The organism is Marinobacter panjinensis (assembly GCF_005298175.1).
GTDB lineage: Bacteria > Pseudomonadota > Gammaproteobacteria > Pseudomonadales > Oleiphilaceae > Marinobacter > Marinobacter panjinensis.
In genome coordinates this window covers 1,867,401-1,891,377 of the sequence record NZ_SZYH01000001.1, presented here as the reverse complement: position 1 = coordinate 1,891,377, position 23,977 = coordinate 1,867,401, and the positions used below count along the sequence as shown (strand labels likewise).

Genomic DNA, 23,977 nt, shown 5'->3' with positions numbered 1-23,977 from the left:
ATGGCACAACTTGAACTGCGGGACATCCGCAAGACTTACGCAGGCGCCCTGGACGAGACCCTCAAGGGCATCAACATAGACATCGCATCCGGTGAGTTCCTGACCCTGGTCGGACCATCAGGCTGCGGCAAATCCACGCTGATGAACAGCATCGCCGGCCTGGAAACCATCACCGGCGGGTCGATTGTGGTGGATGGCAAAGACATCTCGGGCATGGAGCCGAAGGACCGTGACATCGCCATGGTGTTCCAGTCCTACGCGCTCTATCCCACCATGTCGGTGCGCGAGAACATCGCATTTGGCCTCAAGATTCGCGGCATGCCGAAAGAGGAAATCCGTCAGGAAGTGGAGCGGGTTGCCGACCTGCTGCAGATATCCCCGTTGCTGGACAAGAAGCCCTCGCGGCTTTCGGGCGGGCAGCAACAGCGTGTGGCCATGGGGCGGGCTTTGGCCCGCAGGCCCAAGATCTACCTGTTCGACGAGCCGCTTTCCAACCTGGACGCCAAGCTGCGGGTGGAAATGCGTACCGAGATCAAGAAGCTGCATCAGCGCCTGAAAACCACCATCGTGTACGTCACCCACGACCAGATCGAGGCCATGACCCTGGCGGACAGGATTGCGGTGCTCAAAGACGGCGAGCTGCAGCAACTGGGAACGCCAAAGGAAGTCTACGACACCCCGGAGAATCTGTTCGTCGCCAGCTTCATGGGGTCGCCCTCGATGAGCTTTATTGGTGTAACCGTTGATAAATTGGAGGTGGGCCTGTCAGTGACGGTTGAAGGAAGCGACGGCCGCACACTGGCTTTGCCGGCGCCGGAGTATCTGGAAAGCTGGGCCGGCAAACGGGTGGTACTTGGCATCCGCCCGGAACACATAAGCCAGCCTGACGAACAGAAAAGGGATAGCCGGATGGTGGCAGAGGGGCGGTTCACGGTGGAAGTCACCGAACCGACCGGGCCAGACGTGCTCGCGATCATCCGCCTCAACGGTATTGATGTGCAGTGCCGGCTGGATGCAGAACACCCGGTCAACTGGGGCGAAGAGGCCGAACTGATGTTCGATATGAGAAAAGTCGTGTTCTTCGACCCCGAGAGCGAGAAACGCATCCGCCCGCAATAACGGGTCGAAGAGAGTCTTCGCTCAGAGCTGCTCCAGCCGTGCCAGCAAGTCATCGGCCCGCTGGAGCAGCGCCTGCCGTCTCTCCGGCTTCTGCTTGTCCCAGTTGCGGTACATCATCCCCATGCGCGGGTTGTTGGCGAAATCCTCCCGGTGCCGATCGATGAAATGCCAGTACAGGGCATTGAACGGACAGGCATCCTCTTCCGTGGATTTGTTCACCTTGTAGTGGCAGTTGCTGCAATGGTCCGACATCCGCTGGATGTACTTGCCGCTGGCTGCGTAAGGTTTCGAGCCCAGGTAGCCGCCGTCGGCGTGCATCACCATGCCGAGCACGTTGGGCAACTCGACCCAGTCATAGGCATCGGCGTACACCGCCAGGTACCAGTCACAGATCTCCTCCGGTTTTACACCCGCCAGCAGCGCAAAATTGCCGGTGACCATCAGCCGTTGAATGTGATGGGCGTAGGCGTTGCGGCGGGTGGCATCAATGGCCTTGTGCATGCAGCGCATCTTCGTTTCGCCGGTCCAGTAGAACCAGGGCAGGGCGCGGGTATTGCCAAGCCGGTTCTCCCCGGCATACTCCGGCATGTTCATCCAGTAGATCCCCCGCACAAACTCCCGCCAGCCCAGAATCTGCCGGATAAACCCCTCCACCGCATTGATCGGTGCGCGCCCGGCATGCCAGGCCTGCGCTGCGGCCTCGCAGACAACCAATGGGTCCAGCAGGCCGCAGTTGATGTAGGGCGACAGAATCGAGTGGAACAGCCAGTCCTCGTCATCAGACATGGCATCCTGAAAATCGCCAAAACAGGGCAGAGCGAAATCGATGAAGTAATCCAGCGCCTGTTCTGCGTCCTCCGGCGTCACGGCAAAATGGAAGTCCTCCGTAGTGCCAAAATGACCGGCGAAATGCTCGTCCACCAGATCGATCACCTCGCTCGTCTCCTTATCGGGTTCCACGCGAAATGGAGCAGGGGCCGCCGGCTTGCCGGTCCATTTGCGCCGGTTATCGGCATCAAAATTCCACTGCCCACCCTCGGGCTTGCCATCGGAAGTCATCAACAAACCGGTTTTTCGCCGCATTTCCCGGTAAAAGAACTCCATTCGCAGCTGTTTTCGACCCTCCGCCCAGTCCGCAAATTCCTGCTTGCTGGCAATAAAGCGAGCATCCGGGCGGATCTCCACAGGAACTCCGAGCCGTTCATGCCACTGACCGATCTGTTCATGCAGCCGCCACTCGCCGCATTCCGTGGTGACCACTCTGTCTGCGCCGGTCTCTTTGAGCTGGCCGGCGATGACTGCCTCCAGACTTTTCGCCTCGTTATCCGGGTGGTACGCCTGATAGTGAACCTGCCAGCCGTCGGCTTCTAACCGCTGTGCGAAATGGCGCATGGCGCTGAACAGCAGCACGATTTTCTTCTTGTGATGATTGGTGTAACTGGCTTCGTCATGGACTTCTGCCATCACGATCCTGTCCTGCTTTTGGTCACCTTCTTCCAGTGCGCTAATAGCGGTCGTCAGTTGGTCGCCAAGAATTAAAATCAGGTTTGCCATGGCAGAAGGTATGCTCCGTTGTTGGGTTGGCGGGCGCCGAACACCAAATACCCCCCATAAGGGGTAGCAAGAATACGCCAAGAGCCCAAGGGTGGTTCATAGCGCGGACTGGTAAACTGAATTCATCGGTCAGCTGACTCGCATCAAAATGCGTAGCACCGGAGTGTCCTAGAATGACGACATCTTCCGGATGACCCCCAAATTCGACCCCAGAGCTCTTATGATGACTTCGACCCCCGTCCTGAAAACCACTGAATCCACTCTCCCGGAATTCATCTGGGACGAAGCGCTGATCCGCCGCTACGACCTCAGCGGCCCGCGCTACACGTCCTATCCAACGGCAGTGGAGTTCAACCAGAACTACCCGGTGGAAGATATGGTAAGGGCAGCCGCTCGCAGCAAGGCCAGCGACCGGCCGTTGTCGCTCTACACCCACCTGCCATTCTGCGCGCACCTCTGCTACTACTGCGCCTGCAACAAGGTGATCACCAAGAAGCGCGACAAGGCCATGCCCTATGTGGAGCGAGTGCTGAAGGAGGCCGCTATCCAGTCCCGCCTATTCGGGGCCGACCGGCCGGTGACGCAACTGCACTGGGGGGGTGGCACGCCGACCTTCCTGCCAAAGGATGTGATGGAACATCTGATGGCGGGGTACGGCGAACTGTTCAACCTGCAAACCGGTGACGACCGGGATTACAGCGTGGAAATCGACCCGCGGGAAGTGGACCAGGATACCCTGCCAACGCTCTGGGACCTGGGCTTCAACCGCATCAGCCTGGGTGTCCAGGATGTGAATCCGAAAGTGCAGAAAGCCGTTAACCGCATCCAGCCCCGGGAAATGACCGAGGCTGTGCTGAACGAAGCCCGCCGACTCGGCTTCCGCTCCATCAACCTGGACCTGATCTACGGTCTGCCACACCAGACCCCCGAGAGCTTTGCCGAAACCCTGGAAGCAGTGATCGAGATGTCACCGGACCGGCTCTCCGTGTTCAGCTACGCCCACCTGCCGGATCGCTTCTACCCGCAAACCCGGATTCTGGCAGATACCCTGCCCACACCGCAGCAGAAGCTGACCATCCTGCACAACACCATCAACCGGTTGCTGGACGCGGGTTACGAATACATCGGCATGGACCATTTCGCCAAACCGGATGACAGTCTGGCCGTCGCGCAGAGGGAGGGCAGGTTGCACCGGAATTTCCAGGGTTACACCACCCACTCTGAGTGCGACCTGGTGTCCCTGGGCGTATCCGCCATCGGCCAGACCGACGATGCCTATTTCCAGAATAACCATGACCTGCCGGCCTGGGAAGCGGCGATTGATTCCGGCCAGCTCGCCATTACCAAAGGCGTGAACCTGACACGGGATGACCGCATCCGCCGCTGGGTAATCGGCCAGTTGATCTGTCAGTTCCGGCTGGACCGCCAAATGTTCACGGAAGTATGGCAGGAAGACCTGGACCGTTATTTCACCGATGAACTGAGCCGCCTGAAGTCCATGATCAAGGATGAACTGATCGCGGATGACGGCAACGTACTCCAGGTTCAGCCCGCCGGACGGTTACTGATCAGGGCGATCTGTCAGATCTTTGATCTGTATCGGAAGGAAGGGGCCAGCAAGCGGTTTTCCAGGATTATCTGAACGTCTAACCCACTGATAATCATCAAGGCACACAATACGGATCGCCGATAACATTGCCCCTACCTGTTCAGCGGAGAATGTTATGGAACTCGTATGCCCGGCCGGCAGTTTACCAGCTTTGAAAACGGCGGTGGACAATGGCGCTGATGCGGTCTACTTCGGTTTCCGTGACAGCACCAATGCCCGCCAGTTTGCGGGGCTGAACTTCAATGACAAGCGCGCTGGCGAAGGCATTGAATATGCCCACTCCAAAGGCTGTCGCGTATTCTGTGCCATTAACACCTACCCGCAACCGGATGGCTGGGAGCAGTGGAAAGGAGCAGTGGATCGTGCGGCGGGGCTGGGTGTGGATGCCATCATCCTGGCCGATATGGGCCTGCTGGATTACGCCGCCAATAAATACCCGCATATCCCCCGGCACCTGTCTGTTCAGGGCTCCGCCACCAGTTATGAAGCCCTGTCGTTCTACAAGGACAACTTTGATATCCGCCGGGCCGTGTTACCCCGTGTGCTTTCCCTGGACCAGGTCCGCGGTGTTGCAAAACACAGCCCGGTTGAGCTGGAAGTCTTCGCCTTTGGCAGTCTGTGCATCATGGCAGAAGGCCGCTGTTATCTTTCTTCTTACCTGACGGACGAATCCCCCAATACCCGTGGTGCCTGCTCGCCGGCCAAGGCTGTGCGCTGGCAGGAGACTCCGCAGGGGCTGGAGTCGCGCCTGAACGACGTCCTGATTGACCGCTATGGTCCCGGTGAGTCGGCTGGTTATCCGACCTTGTGCAAAGGCCGATTCGAGGTTGAAGGCAGTGTTTATCACGCCATCGAAGAGCCGGTCAGCCTGAGCACTCTGGATATGTTGCCGAAACTGAAGGAACTGGGTATCAGCGCGGTGAAAATTGAAGGCCGTCAACGCAGTCCAGCTTACATTGCCGATGTAGCCCGCACCTGGCGCCATGCCCTGGATAACATGGAAGCCCGGCCGGACGACTATAAAGTTGACCCGGCCTGGCGAAACACCCTTTCGGGCTTGTCCGAGGGTGGGTTGACCACCCTGGGCGCCTACCATCGCAAGTGGAAATAGGTTCTTCCGATTATGATGAAGTTATCCCTGGGCCCGATTCTGTGGTTCTGGTCCAAGCAGAGTGTTTTTGATTTCTATGGCAAGGCCGCCGAGTGGCCGGTAGATACTATCTATCTGGGCGAAGCCGTGTGCTCACGTCGGCGGGAACTGAAGCCGGATGACTGGTTCGATATGGCCCGTGACCTGAAAGCCTGCGGTAAGGAGGTGGTGCTATCTACCCAGACCCTGATTGAATCCGAGGCGGATCTGAGACGCCTGCGCCGGATCTGCGACCAGAATGAATTCATGGTGGAAGCCAACGACCAGAGCGCCGTTCAGGTCGCGGCGCGCCATAACATACCGTTTATTACCGGCCCTTCCATGAACCTCTACAATGTTGCCTCATTGAAAGTGTTGGCAAGGCAGGGGCTGAAGGGTTGGAACCTGCCAGTGGAGCTGGGCAAGGTATCTCTGGAGGAACTCATCAAGGGCCTGAGAGCAGAGGGCCTGGACTTGCCTGCAGAAGTGTTTGCCTGGGGCTTCCTGCCATTGGCCTGGTCCTCCCGTTGTTTCACGGCCCGGCATTACAACCTGCCGAAAGACAACTGTGAATTCCGTTGCCTGGAGCATCCGGACGGTATGGAACTGCGCTCCCGTGAAAGCCAGGAATTGTTCCGTTTGAACGGTATTTCCACTCTGTCTGGCTCGCGCTATGACCTGATGCGGGAGCTGCCGGATATGGAACGCATGGGGGTGTCTTCCGTGCGCCTGAGCCCGGAACATCTCGGTATGGATGAGGTGGTCAAGCGGTTCGATCAGGTGCGTCGTGGTGAGGCACCGGCGACCGATCCGCTGCAGCTGGTGGAGGCGCCACCCTGCAACGGATACTGGTACGGCAAGCCGGGAATGGAACTGGTCGGCCAGGGCCAATCAGTCCCCTGAGGATTTAACGCCAGGGAAACGGTCAGATACGTACTTGCCGTGGCATTGAATGCAGTTGCCTGTCATTTTGTTGAACAGCTTTTGCTGTTTTTTCGTGTCCTTGTCTCTGCCGGCTTCGGCCAGTGATGCCGCGAGTTTGTGAAACTCCTTGTCCAGTTTGATGAAGCCCTTCGGGACAGCCGACATCAGGTCTTTGCGATCCTGTTCGGTCAGTTCCTGTTGCAGGATGAAGCTGTCATGAATCTGTTGGGCATTTTCAGCAACACTCTCATGTTGCCCCATGACCATGGCGGAATGAATAGAGGCCATGCCTCCCTGCACCGCTCTCATCTCCTTCTGAAGCAGCTGGCTCAGTTTGTCAGTGAGTTTCGGGGTGACAGGTTCCGCCGCCACTGAACTGGTTGAAACTGCCAGGCCCAACAGTACGGTTGCCAAGAATTTTCCGGTTCTAGCTGTCATTTGAATGATTCCTTTTATTTGCAGGTTTAAAAAACAACATAGCAGTGATGTTACTGCCTGTCAGGGGTTGGCACTCTCGCCCAGCCAAGGTCTTCAAGAATCGCGTAGAGTGCCGGCAACGCCACCAGTATCACAACGGTGGACACCAGTAGTCCGAAGACCACTGAAATTACCAGCGGAATAACAGCCATGGCCTGGGTGCTGGTTTCAGCCAGCAGGGGCAACAGGCCGGCCACGGTGGTGCTGGTGGTAATCAGGATGGCCCGGAAGCGGGCCCGGCTGGCAGCGCCGGCGGCTTCCCCGGCACTCATGCCCTGTTGCCGGTAGCTCTTGATGAACTGCACCAGCAGAATGGCGTTGTTGACCACAATACCCGCCAGAGAAGCTGCGCCGATCAGTGAGGGCATGGACAGGTTATAGCCCATCAGCAGGTGGCCCCACACGGCTCCCATAAAGGACACCGGGATTGCCAGCATGACAATGATCGGCTCCAGGTAACTGCGGAACTGGAACGACAGGATCAGGAAGATCCCCAGCAGCCCGATCAACAGCCCCCGGGCGATGGACTGGCCGGTTTCCCGGGAGCGGGCGGTCTGGCCTTCCACCTGCAGGCTGATTCCCGGCCATCGATCACGAAGTTCCGGGAATGTCCGCTCCTGCAGATCGGTAACAATGGCATCGGCGTTGGTTTTTCGGCCGTTCACATCAGCCGAGACGGTGACGGTGCGCAGTCCGTCAATACGGGTGACCTGTGACCATTGCCGTTCCTCGGTGATGGTGGCCACTTCCTGCAACGGCACCATCTGGCCCTTTCCCGTGGTGATTACGGTATCTTCCAGGAACTGACGGGTGTTGCGTTCGGCGCCGGTCTGGCGCACCAGGATTTCAATGTGCTGGTCACCGATCTGTACCGTATCCACGATATCTCCCAGCAGGCCGGTGCGGATCTGGCTGGCGACTTCGGCGGCATTCAGGCCAAGGGACAGGGCGCTGTCTTTCAGCGTCAGAATCCGTTGGGGCTTGCCGGGGCGGAGATCATCCAGCACGTTGAACGTGCCGTTATAGCTGGCGATGTCCTCCCCCAGAAAACGGGCCGCGGCTTTAAGTTCGTCCAGATCAGTGCCCTGCAGGCGGATTTCGATGGGAATGCCCGCCGGACCGAAACCGGGTTCCTGGATATTCAGAGCAATCAGCCCCGGAATCTCGCCGATTTCCTGGTGCCAGCGGTCGGTCAGGGTGGCAATATCGACGGTACGGACCTCTGCGGTCAGTAAATCGCTCATCACGGTCGCCACATGTGTGCCTTGCTCACCAGCACCGGCGTGCTGGTTGAAGCGAGTCTGGATATTCCGCACCAGAGCCTGCTGATCGGGCTGTTCCGGAGAGTATTCCTCACTGAGCCTGAGCATGGCCGCGGTGATTCGGTTGGTAATGGCTTGCGTCTGGTGAAGGGGCGTGCCCTGGGGCATCAGTACCCGGGCTTCCAGCACGTCACCGTCAATTTCCGGCATGGCTTCCATGCGGATATGGCCGCCGGCCATCAGTCCCACCGAACCAAGAAGAATAATAAGCATGGCTGCCAATACGCCGTAACGGAAGCGAATGGCGTTGTCGGCCAGCTGTCCCACTTTCTCCCGGGCTTTTTCAAAGCCGTTGTCGAAAGCGGTGCGGAAGCGGGAAGGCGGTTTCTCGTGTTTCTTGCCCAGGCCGCTTTTGAGGTGGTGGGGCAGTATCCAGAAAGCTTCAATCAGCGAGGCGGCCAGGGCGGCAATAAGCACCACCGGCAAGACCTCCAGTACCGCCCCCAATTCTCCGGCCAGAAACGCCAGTGGGATGAACACGGAGACGGTGGTGAGGAACGATGACAGCACCCCGGGCAGGATTTGTTGTGTGCCCTGGACGGCCGCTTCCAGCGGACTGAAGCCCCGGGTTGCGCTCTGGGCGATGTTGTCGGTGATCACCACGGAGTCGTCCATGACAATACCGATGGCCATGAGCAGAGCCACCAGGGTGATCATGTTCAGGGATAACCCGGTGAGGGCCATCATCACAAACGCGCCGGCAAAGGCGGAGGGCAGGCCGAACAGGGCCCAGAAGGCGAGGCGGGGGCGGAAGAACAGGGCCATCACCAGGCCCACCAGCAGCAAGCCGGTGATGCCGTTGCCCACCAGCATTTGCAAGCGGTCCTTGACGATGGACGTCATGTCCTGGGTAATCTCCAGTTCCACGGTGCCGCCACGGCGGGCCTTTTCCTCATTAACAAAAGCCTGTAGCGAATCCATTACCCGCAGGGCATCGTCGTGTCGGTTCTTGTGGATCTCCAGAACAATGGCCCGCTGGCCGTTGAATTCCACCCGTTCCTCTTCCCGTTCATGGGCTTCGGTAATGGTGGCGAGATCGCCCAGGGTGATCACGGCACCGGCTTCGCCGCCGATAATGGGTATCTCGGCCAGGGCATGCAGTGAGCGGCGTTCATCCACAAACCGCAATTGGATGTCCTGGCGGTCGGTTTCAATGTTGCCCAGCGGCATGTCCAGGTTCTGGCTGTTGACGGCACGGGCGATGTCGGACACGCCCAGGCCATACTGGCGCAGCAGGTCCCGGGAGACTTCGATGTGCCATTGGCGCTGGGACAGGCCAACGGGAATGACATCGGCCACGCCATCCATGGCGAAAAGGCGGTCTTCCAGCTGGTTGGTGTAAGCCTCCAGGTGGGAAAAACTCATGGGTCCGTAAACCGCGATGGCGGCCACCAGACTGGTCCGGTACAGCTCACGGATAATCGGGTCTTCGGCTTCCTCGGGCAGATCGGTCAGGGCTTCGATTTCGGTGCGGATATCATCCAGAAAGCGACCCATATCGCCCTGGGGCGCCATGCTGGCAACGGTCTGGGCCTGATTGTCCCTCGCGGTGCAGGAGATTTCCTCCATGTAGTCCACACGCTGCAATGCTTCGCCCAGGCGCTGGCAGATGGCTTCCTCCACATCCGCTGCGGTGGCACCCCGGTATTCCATGGTGATGCTGACTTCCGGTGGCAGGTAGTCGGGAAAGGTTTCCCGGGTCAGGTTGGGCGCTGCAAACAGACCCATGGCCAGAATCAGAATCAGCAGCAGGTTGCCCGCAGTAGGATGGCCGGCAAACCAGCGGATCATGGCTGGTCTCCTGCGGCCCTTTCCTCCAGCCACTGACGGGTCTGCTCATCTGGCCGCGGGCTCAGTCGCGTGCCTTCAATGGCGGGAATCAAGTCGTCCAGAATCAGCCTGTCTCCAGGTTTCAGCCCGTCGTTGACCACTGCAAGCTCGCCCTGTTGCCAGGCGAGCGAGACAGGCTGGCGCTGCAGGCGGTCATCGCCATCGGCCAGATACACCACGCCCTGATGAATGGCGCTGGCTGGCACCACCAGTACCGGCTCGGGCGTCGGAACAGTGATCGTCGCCTGGACAAACATGTTTCGTACCAGCGGTGGCCGTGCCGGGGGATTGGCATCGCGGTATGGCTCTTCGACCGTAATCACCGCCTGAACGGTGCGGGTGGCCGGGTCAAGGCTGCCGGTAACGCGGGTCAGCATACCGGGCCAGTGACTGTCGGGTGCACCGGTAGGCTGTACCGATACCGTCAGTGACTCCAGGGGCAATTGCTGGTGGAAGTCGGTAAAGCCCGGCGCAGCCCGGTTGTTATCTGGCAGCTCAGGAACGCCCGGCAGCTGGAACAGCACATTGCGAAGCTCGGCTATCTCCAGTTGCACGGTGGCCTCTGCTGCGGTGATATCGTCTGCCACAAACAGGGTCTGACCGGGGTTCACCTGGCGGCCGGTTTCGATGTCGGATTGGTGAACCCGCATATCCCAGGGGGCCTCAAAGCGAGTATCTTCAAGGTCTTCCCGGGCACCGGCGAGGGTTGACTCACTCCGGGCCAGGCGGGCATTCAGGGTGTCCTTGCGTAGGGGGATCAGGTTGAGCTGGTTTTGCAGGGACTGCACCGCCTGTTGTTGCTGCAGGGTAGCCCGCTGTTGCTCATCCAGCCGGGTTTCTGACAGGGCTCCACGATCCACCAGGGTTTTTGCCCGTTCCAGTTCCCGCTGGGCGAGGGCCAGCCGGCGGTTTTCCAGTTCCAGCAGCTCCCGTGTGTTTCGCTGCTCCTGATCCAGTTGCCGCAGTTCCGCCTCAAGGCCGGCGATATCGGCTTTGGCCGAGGCCTCGGCCAGTTTGTAACGGGTCGGGTCTATCTGCAGCAGGCGGGTACCTTCGGGAAGCAGGTTGCCGCTTTCCAGATCCGGATGCTTCCAGGTGATACGACCTCCCACGCTGGCCACAGCCTTCCAGCTCCGGGCAGGTAACACCTGGCCATAACCACGCGCTTCGGTGCGGACGGTCAGGGGCGTGACTTCAAGGATTCTTGCCGGTGTTGATGTTACCTGTTCAGTCGACCGCTCTGGTGGCTGCTTCAGTTTCACCATTATCACCACGAAGGCAATGCCGGCGATCAGTGTCAGGGCCAGGATGATTTTATTCTTTCGGGTCATCGTTACTCTCCGTCATCACTCGCCCGGATGCTGGCACTGTACAGCTTGAAAATTCGGGGCGCCGACTCTTCGATAGACATAATGTCGCCACCCACCATGGCCTGCACCACCAGGCCCTGAATGGCGCCGATGTAGAGCACCGCAGCGGCTTCTGTGTCGATGGTCGGGCTGATGCATTTTTGTTCGATACCGAGGTGCAGCAGAGCAACGATTTTCTGGCGGTAGAAAGCCAGCGTCTGGCGGATGATACGCTTGGCGGGTTGGTTGCCCGGTTTCTGGAGCTCACCGAGCATCAGCCTCGGAATACCCGGATGGCGGGCAATAAAGCCGATATGCGCCAGAAACATGGCTTCCAGGGCCTTGTCCGCCTCTTCGTGCTGGTCGGCAACACTGAACACCCGTGTTGTCAATTGACCGGCCACCCAGCCAGCTACTGACTCCCACAGGCTGCTCTTGTTGGGAAAATGCTTGAACAGGGCTCCCTGGGACACCCCCACCTTTTGAGCAATGCGGTTAGTTGTCAGGGTGGAGGGATCTTGCTCGCCGCACAGATGCACCACTGCCTCGATGGTCGCGGACTGGCGTTGTTCGGTGCGTTGGTAGGCCCGTTTTGTAGAGTCTGGAGTGGTTGCCATCGGTTCCTCAAAGAAGAAAGTGATTAATTACTTTATTCTGAAAGGAGCTGCTGGTTTTTGCAAGGCTGGTTTTGTGCAGGGTGGGCCCGGCGTTGGCATTTGTATGGGGTCTGAGCACTGCATACACTGATGATGGATCTATCTCGGAAAGCCTGCGGGAGTTCGCTCCCCGGCAGGCAGATCAGCAGGAGCAATCGTCTATGGATATCCGTCTGAAACGAGCCTACGACCGACCGGCTCGCTCCGATGGCCCACGCATTCTGGTGGACAGAATCTGGCCCCGGGGTGTGGCCAAGGAAGATGCGGGCATTGCCAACTGGCTGAAAGGGCTTGCACCGTCTACGGAATTGCGCAAGTGGTTCGGCCACGATCCGGCCAAATGGTCGGAGTTTTGCGAGCACTACCTGAAAGAGCTTCAGTCCGACGATGTTGCGGAGGATCTGAGCACACTCCGGAAACTGCTCGATGAACACAAGCGCATAACGCTGGTGTTTGCCGCCAAGGATACAGAGCACAACAATGCCGTGGCACTTCGGAATTTTGTTCTGAACGACCAGCTTTGAACCTGTCCGTTAACACTGTTGATTGCCAGAGTGCACCGCTGACACCCTGCCATCGGAAACCGGATGCCAGCTTGGCCAATGTTACGGTTGATCTTCCTGGAAAATGATTTGTGTCATTGCCAAAAAAGGGTAATGGGTAAATGGTATATCCTTATTCCCTCAAGGAGATGCGCTATGACAATTAATGAAGGTCTCCGGCTAATGGCAGGCGTGTTCACCCTGGCTTCCATTCTGCTCGCCCACTACGTAAGCCCATATTGGCTTTTCTTCACCGGCTTCATTGCCCTTAATCTGATCCAGTCGGCTTTCACCAGGTGGTGCCCGGCAATGGTAATTCTCAAGAAACTGGGTCTCAAGGAAGAAAAGCCGGTCGGTTAGTACTTGTCATGCATCCACGATGACGTCGGCTCCTTATCGTTTTGCAATGACCATCGGCAGGTAACTGAAGCCTCCAGTCGGGAAAACCGCCCGTTCAGGCTGATCCCCGGGCGCTGGTTCCAGTGTGTCGACAGCGGAAAGAAGTTCTTCCATCAGGACCCTGAGCTCCATCCTGGCCAGAGGCGCCCCGGGGCAAACGTGAACGCCTGCGCCGTAGAGCAGATTGTGGTCACGGTTCTTCTGTGGGCAAAACGCATCGGGGTCGCCGAAGACTTTCTCGTCCCGGTTGGCGGATGCCCACAGAATGGTGATTTTCTCGCCTGTGGGAATACGTCTTCCGCCAATGTCCACATCCCGGGTTGTAACCCGTCGGTTAGACATCAGCGGCGCGTCCATACGCAGTATTTCATCAATAGCATCTGGCAGGGCAACGGTGTCGTTGGCAAGGCTCTGTTTGAGGTCTGGGTGTTTAGCCAGGTAACTCAGGAGAATGGATACGCTGGAGCTGATGGTGCCCAGTTCACCGACCGTCCAGTTCCGCAGAAGGCTTGTGAGCTCTTCATCGGTCATGGTGCGGCCATTGACGGTCTCTTCCATCAGCGAGGTGGTGACGTCTCTCGGGGCGTTGGCTCCGGCCTGGCGCCGGGTTTCCAACAGATCGCGAATATAGCCGTCGAACTCATGGGCAACTTCAGCCATGGCCTGCCGGTCACTGGCGAGGGTGGCCTGGTGGTTTTTCAGTACCCATTCTCTCAATGGTTCGTGGAGGGAGTCGGGCCACCCCATAAACGCGCACTGTATCTGCAGGGCAAAGGCTCTGCTGAACCTTTCGACCACATCGAAGGGCTGACCGTCGTGCAGGCTACTGACAAGGTTGCGGGCAATGCTCCGACAGGTTGGCTCGAATTCGCTCATTGCCTGTTGAGAGAAATAGGGCTCGATTACCTGTCGATAGGGGGTGTGTTCAGGTGGGTCCATACCATTGGGGACCGAAAGATGGCTGGATGCCGCACTGCTGAATGTCTGGTGGTCTTCCAGAACTCGCATTACATCGCCATGCCTGAACAACGTCCAGTGCTGGTAGTCGCTCCAGGCAACGGGGCACTGAGCGCGCATGGTATCGTAGGCCCGTATCTGGTCACCCAGAACCTCTTCAGCGCGGGGGTTCCAGTCAGATTTGCAGGGATCGTCTGCCATTGCTAATCCTCGAAAAAAATATGTTTCTTCAGATTAACAGAGCGCCGGGTTGTCTTCTTGAAGATAAGTCAATTGGTGCCTGGCCAGAAAATCGGAATCAATGAGCTGTTATCGTTAATCAGACCTGTTCCTCCAGGCGTTCGCGGGTGTCGGTATCCCGGGAGTCTGACCGAAACCCGTAGGCCTGCAACAGTCCCGATGGTCCAATGTACTTCTCAGGATTCCACCACCAGGATGGGCAGGCGGAGGTGCAGCAGGCGCAGAGAATGCACTCGTATAACCCGTCCAGCTTTGCGCGATCCTCCGGGCTTTGCAGCCTTTCAATGGCAGGGTCCGGCGTATCGTTGATCAGCCAGCGCATCCGCAACGTTGGTAAAACAGCCCAGGCCATTGCGGCCGTTGATGCTGAGCCCGTCGGAGCCACAGACGCCTTCACGGCAGGAACGCCGGAATAATTCAATATGAAGGTTAGCAGGTGATTCAGGCAATCAAACCGAAAATACGGAATCAGGATTCTATGCCACACTCCAGGAGTTACCAGCCTTCAAAACTGAAATCTCGGGAATAGCACATCCCGTTCCAGGTAGATTTGCTCAGACACGCTGAAATCCAGAGCTTTGAGCTCGCGGTAGAAGCGCTGCCAGGATCGGCAGGCAGAATCCGGAGCCTGGTAGTTCCGGGTCATCAGGCGAAGCTTTTTCAGTTGCCGCTTGATGAGTGAATGCTCCTCGTTCATTTGAGCGATTGGTGTGTCTGGGCTGGGCGGCTGGTCATGCTCCATTCGTTTCAGAACATAGGTGTTTTCTTTCTCGATGTGATCGGTGAGGGTGTGCTCCAGCTTTTTGACAGCCAATGTAATGCCTTTTGGAACATCGGGGTTCGCCCTGTGCACTGCCTCGATCTTGCGGGCAAGCCGGTGAAGCTTGGGTAGCTGCTGGAGATGACCGACATCGTAGCCCTGCAATATGAGCTCCAGCAGCACGTCGGTATCCAGCTCCTCAATCGGTGTTTGTTGATTGTTCATTGCTGATTCTCCTATCTTGCGATAAGATATATATATAATACATCTTAATTGGTGTCAAGAATTATTCTCATTGTCTCAGTGCACGGAGAGGTAACGATGACTAGCGACAAACCGAAAAAATCGAAAGACCCGATCTGGGATCAGCACCTGAGGTGGCTGGATCTCGTAAGTAATGAATGCAAATCGAACCAGGTTAAACGGGAACGTGAAAAACGCAGAAAAGGTGAGTAGATCGTGAACATCAATGCTGAAGTGAAACCGGAAGCCCGTGACTATCTGGTCACTTTGCTTGCGAAGCAGGAAGTGCCCGGGATGGCGGCGCGTGTGTATGTGGACAAGGCCGGCACCCAGCATGCCGAAACATGCCTGGCCTTCTGTCCGCCGGGCGAGGAGTCGCCGGGGGATGTCCGTAAAGAGTTTGATGAACTGGTGCTGTATTTCGATGAGGTGAGTGTCCCTTACCTGCAGGATATGCAGATTGGTGTTCAGGGGGAGGGGAAACTCCAGTGCCTGACCATCAAGGCACCGAATGCGAAACAGCCGGCAAAACCACCCAAAACCTTCGTGTTGTCGCAAAACTGTGAAGCCTTGCGGGTGCCATACGGAAACGCTGTAACCCTTCCGGAGGGGGCATCCGTCTCGATAACGCAGGCACTCGGTGGAAGCTTCACGGTTAACTACGAGGGCAACCTGTACCGTCTTTCTCCGGAGGTCACGCGACAACTGGGCTTCCATTCAGACGCCATCATGTTCGAACCGCCGGAGGATGGGCAGATCAGTCAGCAACAATGTTGGGATTCGATGCGTCTGGTCTACGACCCGGAAATTCCGGTGAACGTGGTCGCTCTCGGGCTTATCTATAAACTGGATATTGATCAGGACAGCCATTCTGTACGTGTTGAAATGACACTGACGTCACCGGGTTGCGGAATGGGTGACATCATTGCCGGCGATGTGAAAGGCAAGCTGCTACAGGTTCCCCACGTTGAAGATGCCCAGGTGGATATCGTGTTTGATCCTCCCTGGAGCTACGACAATCTGGAAGAGGAGGCACGGCTGGAGCTGGGGCTGATCTGAGCCGGTAAATTGACGGATCTCATGTGGAAACTTGGGCTACACTGCTAATAGTTGTCTTTTCACATTGGAGTCCGAGAACTGTGACAATAAATCGGGCGAACGAATCTGATGCTTTTGAGATTTTCCCCTGGAACTGTAACTTCGAAACCGGACTGAAAGATATTGATGATCAGCATCGAGTGCTGGTGAATATCCTCAACCGGCTGGCGTGGCACTTTGCTTCCAGTAGTTCGCAGGAGGATGGCTCCCATCTGCTTGAAGAGCTTCTGGCCTACGCCTCCTATCATTTTGAGTATGAGGAAGGTATCTGGAAGAAGAGCTTTGGAGAGTCGGAGATATCAAGAAATCACCACAAGTCTCACCAGATGTTTTTTGCGCGAATCCAGACCCTTCGCCAAAGCAAAGCGCCACAGGATGATGTTTTGGCTGAACTGTTCGATTATCTGACTCATTGGCTCGCCTTTCATATATTGGAATCAGACCGGCGCATGGCACTGACTGTGGAAGCGCTGGAAGCAGGCAAGCCTCCGAAGGAGGCGCGAGAATATGTGGATTCGGAACTGAGTGGTTCCGTCTCAGTGCTTGTAAACGCTTTGCTGGAGATCTACGGCAAACTGTCTGATAGCACAATTCAGTTGATGCGTGAAAAGATGGCCAGGCAAAAAGCTGAGGACGAACTGCGTTGCCTGCAGAACGAGCGGTTGCAACAGGCTCTGGAGGCTCAAGCAAGTGATCATCAGAAGCAGGTGGAATTTCTTGCCTATTCAGACGCTCTCACAGGGCTATGGAACCGTAATGGCATTACCCGTTTTATTCGCGAATTGCTTGATCGTGCCGATCTGGAAGAAGACTCGGCGGCACTGGTTTCAATAGACCTGGACAACTTCCACGAGATTAATAGCCGATTTGGGGAAGAGGCCGCTGATCGCATGCTGGGATTACTCGCTCGGCGGTGGCTTGATGCACTGCCTTACGATGCGGCTCTCGCGCGGATTGGCGGAGATGAGTTTGTGCTTCTTCTCCCGGATGCCAGCCAGGTGGAGTCCAGGCTTCATGCCCTGCAGCTGACTGGCCGGCTGCCTTTCGATCTTGGTGGCGAGTCGGCGCACATATCGTTTTCAGCGGGTATCGTGTTGTTTCCCGATAAGGATATGGGGGATATGGCTGAAGATGCAGACACACTCTTACGGCAAGCTGACAATACGCTTTTTCGGGCCAAGCACGAACTCAAAGGCAGCTGGCTGTTCCTGGATGTGGAAGAAAAGAAAGCAAACAGGTCCCGGCAGTTGCTGCTGTCAGATATCAGGAAAGGTCTTGAAAACGGGCAGTTCAGACTTTTTTACCAGCCAAAGGTCAATCTCAGGAGCGGTGAGGTAAACGGGGTTGAGGCTCTGATCCGGTGGGAGCATCCGGATAATGGTTTACTTTCCCCCGCTGCCTTCCTGCCAGCGATTGACTACCACCCCTTGATGATCGAGTTGGGCGAGTGGGTATTGCTTGAAGCGCTGACGCAAATGAAGGCCTGGGACAGCCAGGGAATTCATCTTGATATCAGTGTAAATATTGCCGCAATTCAGTTGCTGGAGCCTGGATTCGCCGAGCAGCTAAAGGGCATACTGGCCCGGTTTCCTGAACAGGATCCCGGGCGCCTTGACCTTGAAATACTGGAAACGGCAACATTGGGTGAGCTTGAGCGAGCGGTGAGTATCATTGTTGATTGCAAGCGGCTTGGTGTCACTTTTTCACTGGATGATTTTGGTACCGGGTATTCGTCGCTGTCCTATCTGAAGCAGTTGCCCGTGGACACTCTCAAGATAGATCGCGAATTTGTAAGTGGTGCGGGTGATACCGAGGAGAACCTCTCAATCCTGAGGGGGATCATCGGCTTGTCCAGGGTTTTTGGCAGGGAACTGATTGCCGAGGGCGTGGAAACCATAGAGCAGGGGGAAGTGCTGCTGAGTCTGGGATGTGAGTTCGCCCAGGGCTATGGGATATCGCCACCGATAGCCCCGGACAAATTGGCTGACTGGCTTGCCCGCTGGAAGCCTTTCCCCCAATGGGCATTGGACTCGACACTGCCTTAATAGAACGCAATCAATAGAGGACTGTATTTTGGCAACTCGCCTTACCGAGTTCAGTCACGGAGCCGGCTGCGGCTGTAAAATTGCGCCGGATGTTCTGGAGCGCATTCTTCACACCACAACCCCTGATTTTCACGATCCGCGACTCCTGGTCGGCAATGCCAGCCGGGATGATGCTGCCGTCATGGATGTTGGCAATGGTCTGGGCATCATCAGCACTACAGATTTTTTTATGCCTGTGGTGGACGATGCCTATGACTTCGGCCGGATCGCGGCTGCAAATGCAATCAGTGACGTCTATGCCATGGGCGGGAAACCGTTGATGGCAATCGCCATACTGGGCTGGCCGGTAAACCAGCTGGCGCCGGAGATCGCTTCCCGGGTAATCGAGGGTGGGCGGGCAGTATGCACCGATGCCGGAATAGCGTTGGCAGGGGGGCACAGCATTGATTCACCGGAACCGATCTTCGGGTTAGCCGTTACCGGACAGGTGCCGGTGAATCGAATCGTGCGTAACGATACCGCCCGGCCCGGCGACCTGCTGTACCTGACCAAGCCGATTGGCGTGGGAATTCTGACCAGCGCACTGAAGAAGCAACGGATCAGCGAGGCCGACCTGGCTGTTGCCGTTGAAACCATGTGCACCCTCAACAAAGTGGGTGAAGTCTTCGCTTCACTGGACGGCGTACATGCCATGACCGATGTTACCGGCTTTGGTCTCGCTGGCCACTTGATGGAGATCTGCCGTGGGAGCGGTGTTGGTGCCACTATTAACCGGAGTTCAGTGCCGCAGCTATCGAACCTGGCTTGCTACATTGATTCGGACTGTATTCCGGGTGGTACCCACCGGAATGCCGCATCGTTGGGCGACGCCTTCGAGGGCCTGACGGATCAGGACAAGACGCTGCTTTGCGATCCACAGACCAGTGGAGGGCTGCTGGTCTGTGTCGCCGAACAGGGCCGGGCCAGTTTTGAGGAGAAGGCCAGGGAACTCGGGCTGGCGCTCCATCCGTTCGGGCGGTTGCATGAGCGTGGTTCAGGTGAGTCGATGGTTCAGGTTATTGGCTGAGTCTCCAGGTGCACCCGCGCTGGAAAAAGGGGAACGCCACTGGAGAAGTCGACGGATCGTAAGATCCCACTCCAGACTATCAAGCAGATTTTTCAGCCCCAGTCCGAGTTCTGTGTCCCCTTCGATAACCAGCCGGCGTTGAAAGAAGAGTTGGTCGGGGTCTTGCCGTCGCTCTGCCAGCGTCTTGAAGGCGGCCAGGGACCCCCGGATAGTGGCCTCCCCCGGGCCATCAAGAATACGCAGGCGCCCGGCCCAGAAACCGATGGTAATGCCTGGTTGCCCGCCCGTTGCTTCCAGCCTGATGCGGCGCCCTTCAAAATCGTCGAACTCACCATCAGCAATGGCAGTGGCAAACAGCTGGTTAAGCGGCGCCTCAGCGGCAAGCTGCTTGAACGGAAGCGGTATGTGGCGGTCTATGGCGCCCAGCACCGGGAAAGGCGAGGGCAAATACTCCCTGAGAACCGCCAGGGATTGGTCGAGAAGAGGGCCGTTCAGCGATGCAATGGGGGGTAGGGAAAATGCCATGGTGTACTCCGGACGGTCAGAAACCCGCCCAGAATATCGGAAACCATAGTGCAGTGATTTGATATAACTCAGCCCTTGTGCAGGCCTTCCTCTACTGCCCATACCGCCACTTCCACGCGGGAGCGCAGGTTCAGTTTCTTCAGCAGGTGCTTGACGTGCACTTTGACAGTGCCATCGCTGATGTCCAGCTTGCGGCCGATCATCTTGTTGGACAGGCCTTCGGCAATGAGGCGAAGGATATCCTTTTCCCGCGGGGTCAGGCTGTCAAAGTCCGGGCGTGAGGCCTGCTGAGGCTTCTGGGATCTCAGTGCCTGCGCCAGCAGGGCGGTCAGGCGGTCGCTGATGACCATCTTGCCCACGGCGGCGTCGTGCAGCTGTCGGATCATGTCCTCCGGCTCCATATCCTTCAGCAGATAACCATCAGCGCCGGCTCTCAGGGCCGCCACCACGTCGTCCTCATGGTCAGACACCGTAAACATCACGATGCGGGAGCTGATGCTACCTTCGCGCAGTTTTTTCAGTGCCTCAATACCATTCATTTCCGGCATGTTGAGGTCCATCAGCACCAGGTCGGGTTCAAGCTCCTGCGCCAGGCGAATACCGTCGGCGGCGTTGCTGGCCTCGCCAACCACCTGCATGTCGTCTTCCATCTCGATCAGTTGTTTTATGCCCTGACGAAGCAAAGGGTGATCATCAATCAACAGAATGCTTGCTGGTGAGTCAGACATGGTTCCTCTCATTATTTGAAGTAGTGTTGCAACGCTCAGCCGCCAGCGGCTTCGGATGTAATCAGGTGCCGGCTCTTGGGCACAAAGCTCAGCGCCACTTCGACACCGCCGGTGTCACGGTTAAGGACGTTGACTTTTCCGCCCAGGGTGCGGGCCCGGTCCTGCATGATAATCAGCCCATAGTGCTGTGACGGCTGGTCACCATTCGGCAGACCTTTACCATTATCAAGTATTCTGACGCTTACCCTGGGAGATTCAAACAGCACCTGCACCAGAATTTCCGATGCTTCAGAGTGCTTGACGGCATTGGCCAACCCTTCGCGGACAATCTGCAGGGTATGAATTTCTTCGTTGGGAGACAGCGTTTGCGGTGGCAGACGGTAGTCCAGTTTCACCTCACTGCCCAGGCGTTCAGAGAACTCCTCCGCGGTTTGCCTCAAGGCTGTGGCCAGGTCGGGGGTATCCAGTTTCAGCCGGAAGGTGGTCAGCAGCTCCCGTAGTTGACGGTAAGCGCTGTTCAGGCCGGTACTCAGCTCTTCCAGAATGTCATTGTGGACCTTTTCATGCTCTCCCTTGATATCGAGACGACGGAGCCGTGCTACCTGCATCTTCAGATAGGACAGCGACTGGGCCAGGGAATCATGGAGTTCCCGGGCAATCACAGTGCGTTCCTCTGCCAGGGTGAGCTGTTGCTCCTCGGTAATCTGGCGTTCCAGGAAGATGGCCGTAGCCAACTGGTCACTCAGGGTTTCCAGCAGGCGGCGGGCGGTCTGGGAAAGCCCCTTGCTGGCTGGGTACCAGACTTCCAGGGTACCCAGAAGCTGTCCCGGTGTGCGAATCGGCAACAGCAGTCTTCGGCCGTCGTTGCCCTCATTTGGCAGCTCATCAAACACTTCCGGAGTTACCAGGCAGGCATTGCAGTGGTGATCCTTACAGTAGAACGGCCGATCCTTGGTAGAAGTGGTAATGGCTTCGACCGGCTCGCTGGAGTTCTTGTCGTGCAGGTAAAGACGGATGGGGCCGATGCCAAGCAACTGCTCCAGATCCTGAAGCATGGGGATGGCGCCGTTGCAGAGGTCGTGATTGGCAAACAGGGAGCGACTGGACGAATGGAGCAATTCCAGGGCCGCGTGGCTCTTCTCCAGTTCCCGGGTTTTTGCCATGGCGTCTTCTTTCAGTTCGTTGTAGCTCAGGGCCAGTTCACTGGTCATCTGGTCAAAGGCAATACCTAGCTGGGACAGCTCATCCGAGCCTTTCAGGTTGGCCTTGTGCGAGAAATCCTGCTCACCCACCGCGACCGCAATGTCCATCAGTTTGCGCAGCGGGCGAAGTACCCGTTTTTTGATATCGAGGTAAAGTCCAAAAATAATCAGTATCGAGAGCACCAGGCTGATGATCTGGATCAGGTGCAACAGATCGACGCGGGCCTCGGTCCGGTGCTCAAGCATGCTGACCAGTTTATCTACCTCAGCCACATAGCGCTCTGTCACTGTTATCAGGTCTTCCGTCACCCGAGTGCTGTTCGGGGCATTGGCTACCAGAGCCGGGCTAAGTTCACCGTGCCAGAGGGATTCCATAATCTGGTGCTGTTTCGCCAGCGGATGATCTTTGCCACTGGGGATTGCCTGGGTGAATCCGGGGTGTGCCATACGTTGCTGGTAAGCATCCAGCCCGGCCATAAATGTCGTGGCGTGGTGTTCTGTCGGGTCGGCTGCAGAGCGGGCAAGCAATTCATAAGCGCCCATACGCAGTGAACCGGCAATATTAATGGCCGTCGCATTGCCCTCGATGCTGCGTGATACCCCGAGAGTAGTGGCCATGCTGACAATGGCAGTCAGTACGACGGCGCCAACGACAATGGCGATGCGTTTTACAAGGGGGCTATTGCGTGTCATCTGGTCTCTTCGTTGGGTACAGCAAATATGGAGGGAGTGTACCTCCTTGAGGATAGTCAGGCACCCGTGATTACCCCAATAGTCGATCCCCCATCATAGTCTTTGACCCTGTGCAGGGCAAAACATGAAACTGCAAGTTGGCTTCGGGTGGATAGTGTCATGCAGCCTTTCTCCATTGGTGACGATGACGATAACGATAAACTGACATCGCTGGCAGTGGTTCTTCCGCTGGCGGTCGTTGGCTTTGTTATTGCAGCCGGTTGCTGGACCATTTTTGCCGTGGCCGGCGCGCATCTTCGGAATGCTCTGGGGTTGGGCAGCCTGGAGTTTGGCCTGTTATTGGCAACGCCCATGGCTGCTGGTGCCTTGTTGGCGGTGCCGGCGGGCATTGCCGCCCAGAAGCTGGGTGCAAGGCGGGTCATGATTGCCTGCCTGCTCGGCCTTTCCGTGTCTATGGCATTGCTGCTGGTGGTGGAAACCTGGGCCGGGTACCTGCTGGTTGCGGCTGGTCTGGGCCTTGCCGGCGGATTTTACAGCGCTGGCCTTCAGTTCGTGACCAGTCATGCCTCCTCCCGACATATGGGGCTGGTACTGGGCGTATTCGGTGCCGGAGTGACGGGCGCCGGCTTCAATTATTATCTGGTTCCGCTGATTGTGCAGGCATTCTCCTGGAAAGGCGTGCCACTTGCCTATCTGGTTGTTCTTTTGTTGGTGACCACCCTGCTGGTGTTGCTGACGGACGATTCGGATTCCCGTGGCGACCCTAATGTTGAAACCAGTGCCAGGCAACTGTTGCGTCGCCTTGAAAACCTGCGGGTGTGGCGACTGTATCTGTATTTTGGAGTGGTAGCCGGGAGCTTTTTTTCCCTGGCGTTATGGCTGCCGGATTTCATGGCCTCCCGTTTCCTGCTGACCATGGAGTCGGGTGCCCGGCTGGCGTTGTGGTTTGTGATACCCGGCGCCCTGGCGCAGATTCTGGGAGGGGGACTGTCAGATCGCTACGGGGCGGGCAGAGTGGTAGTGCGTTCACTGGTGGCCTGTCTGGCAGCCCTGTTCGTGCTGTCCTATCCTCCGATGACGCTGTCGGTTCATGGCATTGATTCAGTGATTTCACTGGAGCTCTCCCTGCCACTCTTTCTCGAAGCTTTCTTCATAGTCCTGCTGGGCATCGCGCTGGGCTCCGCCATGGGTGGTCTCCAGCGCATGGTCGTTGAGGAAAACCGTGAGGCAGCGGCCTTCGCCGCCGGAATGTTGCTGTTCAGTGCCTGCCTGGTTGCGTTTCTGCTGCCGGTGCTTTTCGGCGCCATGATTCACTGGGTCGGCGTGGGTACGGCCATGTTCATGATCCTTTTCGTACTGCTGACCGGCAGTCTGTTCATGTTCGCCCGGGACTACCGTCGCGAGGAGCGCCGGGTGTTGTTACACAAGGGTGTATAGGGCCTCTACCACTTGGGTGGTAGAGGTGGGTTATGTGGTAGTAACCACGCAGATTTCAGGGTTTTTCTCACTC

The 23,977-nt window shown here is 57.2% G+C and carries 20 protein-coding genes and 1 pseudogene; 10 read left to right on the top strand and 11 right to left on the bottom strand.

The window, feature by feature from the left end:
- Entirely contained in the window at nt 1–1,119 is a 1,119-nt protein-coding gene (locus FDP08_RS08685; RefSeq protein ID WP_137435573.1) for an ABC transporter ATP-binding protein, read from the top strand.
- Between the two features lie 21 nt (nt 1,120–1,140).
- On the opposite strand, the gene FDP08_RS08680 is transcribed toward FDP08_RS08685, so the two are convergent.
- Nucleotides 1,141–2,673: a cryptochrome/photolyase family protein gene (locus FDP08_RS08680; RefSeq protein WP_137435572.1), complete on the bottom strand. Its 1,533-nt coding sequence runs from the start codon at nt 2,671–2,673 to the stop codon at nt 1,141–1,143.
- A gap of 223 nt (nt 2,674–2,896) precedes the next feature.
- Between FDP08_RS08680 and hemN the strand changes: the two genes are divergently transcribed.
- The 3 genes from hemN (at nt 2,897) to FDP08_RS08665 (ending at nt 6,314) form a co-directional block, all read left to right on the top strand.
- Nucleotides 2,897–4,315, top strand: coding sequence for an oxygen-independent coproporphyrinogen III oxidase (hemN, locus tag FDP08_RS08675; protein WP_137437264.1), 1,419 nt, complete (start codon nt 2,897–2,899; stop codon nt 4,313–4,315).
- A gap of 82 nt (nt 4,316–4,397) precedes the next feature.
- On the top strand, nt 4,398–5,393 hold the full coding sequence (gene ubiU, locus FDP08_RS08670) for a ubiquinone anaerobic biosynthesis protein UbiU (protein WP_137435571.1): 996 nt from the start codon (nt 4,398–4,400) through the stop codon (nt 5,391–5,393).
- 12 nt (nt 5,394–5,405) lie between these two features.
- Nucleotides 5,406–6,314, top strand: a complete 909-nt coding sequence (locus FDP08_RS08665) for a U32 family peptidase (RefSeq protein ID WP_137435570.1) — start codon at nt 5,406–5,408, stop codon at nt 6,312–6,314.
- Here the strand turns inward: FDP08_RS08665 and FDP08_RS08660 are convergent.
- Genes FDP08_RS08660 through FDP08_RS08645 form a run of 4 tightly spaced genes read right to left on the bottom strand, consistent with a single transcriptional unit; the run spans nt 6,303 to nt 11,930 of the window.
- On the bottom strand, nt 6,303–6,773 hold the full coding sequence (locus FDP08_RS08660) for a cytochrome c (RefSeq protein WP_137435569.1): 471 nt from the start codon (nt 6,771–6,773) through the stop codon (nt 6,303–6,305). The genes FDP08_RS08665 and FDP08_RS08660 overlap by 12 nt on opposite strands.
- A 50-nt stretch (nt 6,774–6,823) precedes the next feature.
- Nucleotides 6,824–9,925, bottom strand: a complete 3,102-nt coding sequence (locus FDP08_RS08655) for an efflux RND transporter permease subunit (RefSeq protein WP_137435568.1) — start codon at nt 9,923–9,925, stop codon at nt 6,824–6,826.
- Complete coding sequence (locus tag FDP08_RS08650) at nt 9,922–11,295, bottom strand: efflux RND transporter periplasmic adaptor subunit (RefSeq protein WP_137435567.1); 1,374 nt, start codon at nt 11,293–11,295, stop codon at nt 9,922–9,924. The genes FDP08_RS08655 and FDP08_RS08650 overlap by 4 nt, the downstream gene beginning before the upstream one ends.
- Nucleotides 11,296–11,297: 2 nt before the next feature.
- Nucleotides 11,298–11,930: a TetR/AcrR family transcriptional regulator gene (locus FDP08_RS08645; protein WP_137435566.1), complete on the bottom strand. Its 633-nt coding sequence runs from the start codon at nt 11,928–11,930 to the stop codon at nt 11,298–11,300.
- Between the two features lie 200 nt (nt 11,931–12,130).
- On the opposite strand from FDP08_RS08645, the gene FDP08_RS08640 reads away from it, so the two are divergent.
- Entirely contained in the window at nt 12,131–12,493 is a 363-nt protein-coding gene (locus tag FDP08_RS08640) for a DUF488 domain-containing protein (RefSeq protein ID WP_137435565.1), read from the top strand.
- 174 nt (nt 12,494–12,667) lie between these two features.
- Nucleotides 12,668–12,871, top strand: a complete 204-nt coding sequence (locus tag FDP08_RS08635; RefSeq protein ID WP_137435564.1) for a YgaP family membrane protein — start codon at nt 12,668–12,670, stop codon at nt 12,869–12,871.
- A gap of 33 nt (nt 12,872–12,904) precedes the next feature.
- Here FDP08_RS08635 and FDP08_RS08630 read toward each other — a convergent pair whose 3' ends face one another.
- The 3 genes and pseudogenes from FDP08_RS08630 to FDP08_RS08620 all read right to left on the bottom strand — a co-directional run bounded on the left by FDP08_RS08630 (nt 12,905) and on the right by FDP08_RS08620 (nt 15,092).
- Complete coding sequence (locus FDP08_RS08630; protein WP_137435563.1) at nt 12,905–14,068, bottom strand: cytochrome P450; 1,164 nt, start codon at nt 14,066–14,068, stop codon at nt 12,905–12,907.
- 133 nt (nt 14,069–14,201) lie between these two features.
- Nucleotides 14,202–14,520 (bottom strand): annotated as a pseudogene (locus FDP08_RS08625) (2Fe-2S iron-sulfur cluster-binding protein); the annotation flags it as partial.
- Between the two features lie 92 nt (nt 14,521–14,612).
- Entirely contained in the window at nt 14,613–15,092 is a 480-nt protein-coding gene (locus tag FDP08_RS08620; protein ID WP_137435562.1) for a hemerythrin domain-containing protein, read from the bottom strand.
- A gap of 234 nt (nt 15,093–15,326) precedes the next feature.
- Between FDP08_RS08620 and FDP08_RS08615 the strand changes: the two genes are divergently transcribed.
- From FDP08_RS08615 to selD, 3 genes are all read left to right on the top strand, one after another.
- Nucleotides 15,327–16,169 carry an iron-sulfur cluster assembly protein gene (locus FDP08_RS08615; protein WP_137435561.1) on the top strand — a complete coding sequence of 281 codons (843 nt, stop codon included), beginning with the start codon at nt 15,327–15,329 and terminating at the stop codon, nt 16,167–16,169.
- Nucleotides 16,170–16,249: 80 nt separating this feature from the next.
- The gene (locus FDP08_RS08610) at nt 16,250–18,253 is read left to right on the top strand and encodes an EAL domain-containing protein (protein ID WP_137435560.1); all 2,004 of its coding nucleotides are present in this window, start codon (nt 16,250–16,252) and stop codon (nt 18,251–18,253) included.
- Nucleotides 18,254–18,281: 28 nt separating this feature from the next.
- Nucleotides 18,282–19,319 (top strand): selenide, water dikinase SelD, encoded by a 1,038-nt coding sequence (gene selD, locus FDP08_RS08605; protein ID WP_206077281.1) that lies wholly within the window; start codon nt 18,282–18,284, stop codon nt 19,317–19,319.
- Here the strand turns inward: selD and ubiT are convergent.
- The 3 genes from ubiT to FDP08_RS08590 form a co-directional block, all read right to left on the bottom strand.
- On the bottom strand, nt 19,287–19,844 hold the full coding sequence (gene ubiT, locus FDP08_RS08600; RefSeq protein ID WP_137435559.1) for a ubiquinone anaerobic biosynthesis accessory factor UbiT: 558 nt from the start codon (nt 19,842–19,844) through the stop codon (nt 19,287–19,289). The two genes, selD and ubiT, sit on opposite strands and share 33 nt — an antisense overlap.
- 68 nt (nt 19,845–19,912) lie before the next feature.
- Entirely contained in the window at nt 19,913–20,572 is a 660-nt protein-coding gene (gene narL, locus FDP08_RS08595; protein ID WP_137435558.1) for a two-component system response regulator NarL, read from the bottom strand.
- A 35-nt stretch (nt 20,573–20,607) separates the two neighbouring features.
- Entirely contained in the window at nt 20,608–22,467 is a 1,860-nt protein-coding gene (locus FDP08_RS08590; protein ID WP_137435557.1) for a histidine kinase, read from the bottom strand.
- Nucleotides 22,468–22,626: 159 nt separating this feature from the next.
- On the opposite strand from FDP08_RS08590, the gene FDP08_RS08585 reads away from it, so the two are divergent.
- Nucleotides 22,627–23,904 carry an MFS transporter gene (locus tag FDP08_RS08585; protein ID WP_137435556.1) on the top strand — a complete coding sequence of 426 codons (1,278 nt, stop codon included), beginning with the start codon at nt 22,627–22,629 and terminating at the stop codon, nt 23,902–23,904.
- The last annotated feature ends 73 nt before the right edge of the window (nt 23,905–23,977 follow it).

Bases quoted from the DNA above. Each gene is read 5' to 3' on its own strand.
- FDP08_RS08685 (WP_137435573.1), top strand. From the start codon at position 1: ATGGCACAACTTGAACTGCGGGACATCCGCAAGACTTACGCAGGCGCC.
- FDP08_RS08680 (WP_137435572.1), bottom strand. From the start codon at position 2,673: ATGGCAAACCTGATTTTAATTCTTGGCGACCAACTGACGACCGCTATT.
- hemN (WP_137437264.1), top strand. From the start codon at position 2,897: ATGACTTCGACCCCCGTCCTGAAAACCACTGAATCCACTCTCCCGGAA.
- ubiU (WP_137435571.1), top strand. From the start codon at position 4,398: ATGGAACTCGTATGCCCGGCCGGCAGTTTACCAGCTTTGAAAACGGCG.
- FDP08_RS08665 (WP_137435570.1), top strand. From the start codon at position 5,406: ATGATGAAGTTATCCCTGGGCCCGATTCTGTGGTTCTGGTCCAAGCAG.
- FDP08_RS08660 (WP_137435569.1), bottom strand. From the start codon at position 6,773: ATGACAGCTAGAACCGGAAAATTCTTGGCAACCGTACTGTTGGGCCTG.
- FDP08_RS08655 (WP_137435568.1), bottom strand. From the start codon at position 9,925: ATGATCCGCTGGTTTGCCGGCCATCCTACTGCGGGCAACCTGCTGCTG.
- FDP08_RS08650 (WP_137435567.1), bottom strand. From the start codon at position 11,295: ATGACCCGAAAGAATAAAATCATCCTGGCCCTGACACTGATCGCCGGC.
- FDP08_RS08645 (WP_137435566.1), bottom strand. From the start codon at position 11,930: ATGGCAACCACTCCAGACTCTACAAAACGGGCCTACCAACGCACCGAA.
- FDP08_RS08640 (WP_137435565.1), top strand. From the start codon at position 12,131: ATGGATATCCGTCTGAAACGAGCCTACGACCGACCGGCTCGCTCCGAT.
- FDP08_RS08635 (WP_137435564.1), top strand. From the start codon at position 12,668: ATGACAATTAATGAAGGTCTCCGGCTAATGGCAGGCGTGTTCACCCTG.
- FDP08_RS08630 (WP_137435563.1), bottom strand. From the start codon at position 14,068: ATGGCAGACGATCCCTGCAAATCTGACTGGAACCCCCGCGCTGAAGAG.
- FDP08_RS08620 (WP_137435562.1), bottom strand. From the start codon at position 15,092: ATGAACAATCAACAAACACCGATTGAGGAGCTGGATACCGACGTGCTG.
- ubiT (WP_137435559.1), bottom strand. From the start codon at position 19,844: ATGGCATTTTCCCTACCCCCCATTGCATCGCTGAACGGCCCTCTTCTC.
- narL (WP_137435558.1), bottom strand. From the start codon at position 20,572: ATGTCTGACTCACCAGCAAGCATTCTGTTGATTGATGATCACCCTTTG.
- FDP08_RS08590 (WP_137435557.1), bottom strand. From the start codon at position 22,467: ATGACACGCAATAGCCCCCTTGTAAAACGCATCGCCATTGTCGTTGGC.
- FDP08_RS08585 (WP_137435556.1), top strand. From the start codon at position 22,627: ATGCAGCCTTTCTCCATTGGTGACGATGACGATAACGATAAACTGACA.